Here is a 5,456-nt window from a genome sequence, read left to right as displayed (position 1 = left end):
TTGCTCAGCTTGCGCCGCTTTTTTCGCTTTAGCGCGGGCAATAGCAGCAGCTACGGCTGACTTTTTATCATCAGCGGGAGCGGTTGCTTCATCGTTTTGTGGCTCAGCGCTTTGCTCAGCTTGCGCCGATTTTTTCGCTTTGGCGCGGGCAATAGCAGCAGCTACGGCTGACTTTTTATCATCAGGTGTTGGTGATGACTCGCCCTCGGCAGCTTTTTGTTCTTTATATTTACGTGCTTTTTCTTTACGTAGTGCGCGCTCTTTAGCTACTTCACTGTTATCTGGCTCTAGCTCTTCACCTTGCTGTTTTTTCGCTTTAGCGCGGGCAATTGCAGCGGCTACAGCTGATTTTTCATCGCCATCCGATGATTTGCTCTTAACGCGGGCAAGGGCATCGGCTACTTTTTGTTTTTCATCTGATGTTTTTGCCGCTGGTTTACGTTTATGGCGGTTTTGACGTTCTTGTTGCTCGCGCTCTAGGCGCTCTTTACGGGCGTCAAAACGCTCTTTTGCTCTATCGGCTTTAATTTTTTCGGCTTGCTGCTCTTTTATTTCTACTTTTGCTACGCGGTAATACTGCACCAATGGAATTTCGCTTGGGCATACATACGCACACGCGCCACATTCAATACAATCAAATAAGTTGTGCTCTTGTAATTTGTCGTATTCTTTTGATTTTGCAAACCATTGTAGTTGCTGTGGCAATAACGAAGCAGGGCAGGCATCTGCACAGGCACTACAACGTATACAAGCTTTTTCAGGGCCAGGCTCTGCCAGCTCTTTATGATCGGGGGCTAAAATACAGTTGGTGGTTTTAATTACCCCAATACGCACAGTCGGTAAGGTAAAGCCCATCATCGGTCCGCCCATTACAACGCGCTGCTGGGGTACGGGTGAAAAACCTTGGCAATCAAGCAGGTGCTTAACTTCGGTGCCTAATAGTGCCCATACATTACCTGCATTATGGATGGTGTTACCTGTCACTGTAACAACGCGTTCAATAAGCGGTTTACCTTCGTACACTGCCTGCTGCACAGCAAATAAAGTTCCTGTGTTGTGCACTAAAATACCAATATCGGCAGGAATACCGCCACTGGGTACTTCACGGTTTGTAAGTAATTTAATTAATTGTTTTTCGCCACCCGATGGATAAACAGTAGGCACCGTTTGAATAACAATATTGGCGTTGTGCTCTGCGGCAGTTTTCATAGCCGCTATGGCTTCGGGCTTATTATCTTCAATGCCAACAATACACAGTGTCGGGTTTAAAATTTGTTGCATTAGCTCAATGCCTTGCACTACTTGCTTGGCATGTTCACGCATTAACACATCGTCGGCTGTTATGTATGGTTCGCACTCAACAGCATTAACAATTAAAAACTCAATAGGTTGTTTTATATCGGCTTTTACATAAGTAGGAAAGCCTGCTCCACCCATACCACTTATACCTGCTTGATGAATTATATCGACTAATTCATCGTGGCTAAGCTCACTTGGGTTAGGTGTTGGGGTGAGTTCGCACCATTGATCTTTGCCATCAGGCTCAATAATAATACTTAGCTCAGGTAAAGCCGATGGATGTGCCGAAGGCATAGAAGCAATATCTGTTATGGTGCCAGAGCTGGGCGCATGTACAGGCACAGACCAATTCGCAACGGGGACGGTAAGTGCTTGGCCTTTTAATACCTGTTGGCCTTTTTCTACAATTAATTTACCGTTAGCACCAATGTGCTGTTTAATTGGTACAACTAACTTATCAGGTAGAGGAAGCCTAGCAATACGCGCACTGTTAGAGAGTGTTTTTTGTTGTGGTGGATGCACGCCGCCCGGGAATGCCCAAACAGTGCCTTTTTTAATTTGTTCAAGTAACTTTTCCACTCAAACCTCTAATCTATTTGCGTGACAGGAATAGCATCAAGTTGCCATTTCCAGTTTTGTTTTGTTTCGGCTACAGGCAGCATATCAATGCAATCTACAGGGCAGGGCTCTACACATAAATCGCAGCCGGTACATTCTTCTATTAGTACAGTGTGCATTTGGCGTGTAGCACCAACAATGGCATCCACAGGGCATGCCTGAATACACTTAGTACAGCCTATGCACTCATCTTCGCGAATATAGGCCACTGTTTTTATCGGCTCTGCTTGTTCGCCACCGGCAAGCGGTTTAGGCTCTACGCCCATTAAATCGGCTAGCTTTTTAACCGTTGCTTCTCCGCCTGGTGGGCATTTATTAATTTCATCCCCGTTGGCAATTGCCTCAGCGTAGGGGCGACAGCCCGGATAGCCACACTGGCCACACTGGGTTTGCGGTAAAATGGTATCTATTTGCTCAACAATTGGGTCACCTTCTACACGAAAGCGAATAGCTGCAAAGCCTAAAATAAGTCCAAAAACAAGCGCTAGCGAGCCAAGCGCTATCAAGGCATACATTAAGGTCATATTAAAACTTCACTAATCCGGTAAAACCCATAAACGCCATCGACATTAAGCCGGCGGTGATCATGGCTATTGAGGCGCCTTTAAACGTGGTAGGAACATCTGCAGCAGCAAGGCGTTCGCGCAGCGCTGCAAATAATACAAGTACTAATGAAAAGCCAACGGCTGCGCCAAAACCATATACGGCCGATTGTAAAAAGGTGTGATCTTCTTTTATGTTAAGAAGCGCAACACCTAATACCGCACAGTTAGTGGTGATCAGCGGTAAAAATATACCCAGTAAACGGTATAAAGTCGGGCTAGTTTTACGCACAACCATTTCGGTAAATTGCACCACAACGGCAATCACTAAAATAAAGCTCATGGTGCGTAAAAATTCGATATCTAGCGGCGCTAAAATATATTGATTAACTAAATAGCTTGTAACAGAGGCAAGAGTAAGCACAAACGTGGTTGCTAAAGACATACCAATAGCGGTATCAAGCTTGCCTGATACACCCATAAATGGACATAAGCCTAAAAATTGTACTAATACAAAGTTATTAACTAGAACGGTTCCAATCAATAACAAGACATATTCTGTCATGTGTGCCTCGCGCTATTAAAATCCTGTGTATTATCCTTTTTTCTGCCCCGATAAACAACATATGCGAGTCGTTATCAGTTAAATAAACACAGTAAAATAATTGAGCGATCACAAAGCTGTAAAATTTATGTGATTTTAAAGTAAGCGAAAAATTAAACAGCTAAACGCAAAAAAGAGCACATGTGCTCTTTTTTACTTTAATTAAGGGGAGGTGCTAAATATCTTTAGGTTTTTCTATGTAATAACCTTGTACGCCGTCTAGGCAAAGCGTTTCTACTATGTGTTTTTCTTCTTGGCTTTCAACGCCCTCAGCAAACACACTCACACCAATGCGATGGGCTAAATCAACCATTAGGCGCATAAAGTATTGATTGTTTTTATCATCTTCTAGGCCGCGGGTGTAACTTGCATCCATTTTAATAAAGTCTGGTTTTAAATCACGGAAAAACTTAAACGACGTTAGTCCTACACCAAAGCGTTCAACCGTTACGCGGGCACCTACGCGATGAACCATATCAATAAAACGTTTACTGGCTTTAATATTTTGCTGTAGGCCAAACTCACTTACTTCAAATACTAATTTAGAGGCTATATGCGTATCTTTTAATAAGCGACGTTCTAACCAAATAACAAATTGATCGTTATGTGCACTTGAGGCGGTCACATTCAGGCCAAAAAACTTTTCAGAGAGGTTACGGCTTTTAATTTTTTCAAGTGATGAGTCAATAATTAAGCGGTCAATTTCTATGGCCATATCGAGTTTTTCAGCCATGGCCAAAAACGAGGCCGTAGGAAGCACTTGGTTATCTTCGGTTTTAAAGCGCACTTGTATCTCTGCATACGCCTTAATGCTTTTACCCAGCGGCATAATATTTTGCATTACTAAGTGAACACGTTTTGATTCAATCACTTCGTTAATCACTTTACGCCAGTTCTGGTTACCAAACCCAGCACTTACATTATTAACTAAATCGGTTTCGCGCTGCACATGCCATGCATTTACTTGCTTAGATTGCGCCATGCTCATTGCGTTATCGACAACCGATAATAGCTCACCCAGCGGTTTGCCTTTTTCGTAGCCCACAATACCTGTATTAGCCACAGAGCTGAGCTCTTGATTTTGTTGATATTGAGTAAAGCGCGATTGCAGGTTTTCACCAAAACGCTCTGCTTCTTTAAGTGGGGTATTAGGCAGTACAATGGCAAAGTCTGAGCTATTTAGCCTAAATACTTGGCTGCCGGTGTAAGTGCCGCTTATATGCTTAATTATATCCGCCACACCTTTAACGTAGTCATCACCTTTTTGGTAGCCACGGCTTTGGTTTATAGTTTGCAGCTCACTACAGCGTACAAGCGCTAACGAACCAAACGTACTGCGCTCACTGTTCTCGATGTGTTTTTCGTAATATTCAACAAACATATTACGGTTACCTAATTCAGTAATTACATCTTTATAGGCTTCTTGTTTGATACTTAGGGCAGCGTTTTGAATATCATCATTTTTATTTTTTAAAAAATGCGAAAGGCGATTAAAGCTCGGGACTAAATCTTTACCTAGCTTTTTCATTTTACTGGCATCAAGTGCGGTGTCTAAGTCGTCGCCAATTTGATTTTGGTTAATGTAAATGTCTATTACATCGGCAACGGTCATGCTGATATTTTTATTTAAGCTATGAAAAATAGACTTCATTAATATGATAGGAATAATCACTAAAAAGGCAGAAATAAATATAACTATAAATAAAGAGGTTTGTAGCTGCTGCGCTAAACGATCAATGTTGAGGGTAAATTCTACTTTTATATCTGCAGCGTCGTTAACGGCAAACTGTGGGCGAACAGAATTAAAGCTAGATTGAATAAATTCAGCAAACATGGGCAGCTGAGTAGGGGAGTTAACTGAAAATACCTCAGCCCCTTGGTAGTCTCTTAGTATAAAGCTTGAAAACGTTTTACCATCGCCAATCGCTTTTTTTATACTTTCAGGCGAAAGCTCATCACTAGTTAAGCTGTTAATGTAACGTGTTACGCTGGTTTGCGCTGAAGTTTGTGCTTCACTTACTGCATTATTAAAGCTTACAGATATGAAGTAGCTTCCAGCCGCAACACATACAAGCCAAGACAGGATTTGTATAAAAATAAGTTTTTTAAAGCCAGCCATGTTATCAATCTTTTAATAGTTCAAAAGGAAAGGAATCAGGTCCTTGATCATTCAACTAATAGCAACACATTAGAATAGATATTATGTTTTAGTTATAAAGCAGAAGAGTAGTGGAAAATTACTGAAATGTCTATGAAATTCTTATGATTGGCTCCCCCTCCCCGACTCGAACGGGGGACCTGCGGATTAACAGTCCGTCGCTCTAACCAACTGAGCTAAGGGGGAACAAATAGAGATGTAATTTTATGATTTGGCTCCCCCTCCCCGACTCGAA

The 5,456-nt window shown here is 42.1% G+C and carries 4 protein-coding genes and 1 tRNA gene; all 5 read right to left on the bottom strand.

All coding sequences use genetic code 11. From position 1 onward, the window contains the following. The coding region (gene rsxC, locus B4F91_RS10210) for an electron transport complex subunit RsxC (RefSeq protein ID WP_286938786.1) at nucleotides 1-1,878 on the bottom strand (1,878 nt) is incomplete at its 3' end. A gap of 8 nt (nucleotides 1,879-1,886) precedes the next feature. Beyond that, nucleotides 1,887-2,441 (bottom strand): electron transport complex subunit RsxB, encoded by a 555-nt coding sequence (gene rsxB, locus B4F91_RS10205; RefSeq protein ID WP_004589479.1) that lies wholly within the window; start codon nucleotides 2,439-2,441, stop codon nucleotides 1,887-1,889. A gap of 1 nt (nucleotide 2,442) precedes the next feature. Further along, a complete protein-coding gene (rsxA, locus tag B4F91_RS10200; protein ID WP_286938785.1) occupies nucleotides 2,443-3,024 on the bottom strand; it encodes an electron transport complex subunit RsxA in 582 nt (193 codons plus the stop codon). A 214-nt stretch (nucleotides 3,025-3,238) separates the two neighbouring features. Beyond that, a complete protein-coding gene (locus tag B4F91_RS10195; protein ID WP_096739368.1) occupies nucleotides 3,239-5,182 on the bottom strand; it encodes an EAL domain-containing protein in 1,944 nt (647 codons plus the stop codon). A 148-nt stretch (nucleotides 5,183-5,330) separates the two neighbouring features. Further along, nucleotides 5,331-5,407, bottom strand: a tRNA-Asn gene (locus B4F91_RS10190). Nucleotides 5,408-5,456 lie beyond the last annotated feature (49 nt).

It is taken from the genome of Pseudoalteromonas sp. UBA6610 (assembly GCF_002433295.1).
In the GTDB taxonomy this organism is placed as follows: Bacteria; Pseudomonadota; Gammaproteobacteria; order Enterobacterales; family Alteromonadaceae; genus Pseudoalteromonas; species Pseudoalteromonas atlantica.
The sequence above is the reverse complement of the archived record's forward strand: the minus strand, read 5'-3'. Positions and strand labels throughout refer to the sequence as shown.

Bases quoted from the DNA above. Each gene is read 5' to 3' on its own strand.
- rsxB (WP_004589479.1), bottom strand. From the start codon at position 2,441: ATGACCTTAATGTATGCCTTGATAGCGCTTGGCTCGCTAGCGCTTGTT.
- rsxA (WP_286938785.1), bottom strand. From the start codon at position 3,024: ATGACAGAATATGTCTTGTTATTGATTGGAACCGTTCTAGTTAATAAC.
- B4F91_RS10195 (WP_096739368.1), bottom strand. From the start codon at position 5,182: ATGGCTGGCTTTAAAAAACTTATTTTTATACAAATCCTGTCTTGGCTT.